The 1,136-nt window shown below is 47.5% G+C and carries 1 protein-coding gene; it reads right to left on the reverse strand.

The features are described 5' to 3' along the window. On the reverse strand, window positions 1-880 hold an 880-nt coding region (locus AUR66_RS12380), incomplete at its 3' end, for a pentapeptide repeat-containing protein (RefSeq protein WP_197409773.1). Between the last annotated feature and the right edge of the window lie 256 nt (window positions 881-1,136).

A 1,136-nucleotide genomic window follows, 5' to 3' on the forward strand; every position in this document is an offset into this window, starting at 1 on the left:
TTCTTCGAAATGTGGTTTCGTCGCTGATTTGAACATCCGCAAACGTAGCCCCATGTGGTTTCACATCAGTTAAGTCTGCAGCAAACAGATTTGCGCGGACCAGCAACGCATGTTCAAGATTCGCATCCGAGAGATCGGCATTTTGAAAATTTGTGTCCGAGAGATTGGTATGTGAGAGGTCTGCACCAGAGAGGTTGGCGTTCTTGAGGAATGCATCTGAAAGATTTGCATATGAGAGATCTGCATCGGAGAAGTTGGCTTCTTGGAGACTCAGACCAGAGAGTTGGGCATGTTGAAGACTCGAGTCGGAGAAGTTGGCACGGACGAGGTCTGCCTCCGAAAAATCAGTGTTCGTTAGTATTGCGTCTGTAAAGTCAGCATCAAATAAACACGCAGCTGAAAGTGCGACATTGTTGAAAAACACATCACAGAGGTCTGCATTCTGGAGGTCCGCTTCGGACATGTCAGTGTCCTCTATAATTGCGCCCGAAAGGTTTGTGTCCTGCAATGATGCATTGGTAAGATCTGTGCCTACGAGGGTTGCGTTGGAGAGATCAGCTCCAAAACGGGTCTTATGGGTTTTGTAATCCGACTCTCCAAGGACTGCACCGGAAAGGTCGGCGTCCTTGAGATTCGCATCAGAAAGGTCAGCACCCCTGAGATCCGCATCAGAAAGATCTGCGTGCTTAAGATTCGCACCAGAGAGGTCAACATTCCTGAGGTCTGCATCGGAGAAGTCGGCACTTCGTAGGGAAACACCATTAAAATTGATTTGATCACCAAGCACCATACCAGATAGTTTTACACCATCTAGTAATTCAGTACAGACCCCGTGGGGGAACCTGACAGAGGTTAATTCACGCATTTCAAATGGTGACATCGATTCTTGTAGTTCTTCAGTAGATTTTGGAAATTCGGCTGCTCCAGCGTGCCATACGCAATGTTCTGCCTCAGCTAATGTTTCCCGACAGCAACAATTCTGGCTATCTGGGCGCTCACAACCCTCATAGCCCTTTTGCCATGTATACCCGCACCAACCTTGTGATGACTTGTTCATAGTTGTCCACACTCAATCTGTCACTAATACGTCTACTGAATGTATAGTCTTCATTTGGTGGGACATTTCTGTCGCCCCG

Source organism: Haloferax profundi (assembly GCF_001469865.1).
Lineage (GTDB): Archaea > Halobacteriota > Halobacteria > Halobacteriales > Haloferacaceae > Haloferax > Haloferax profundi.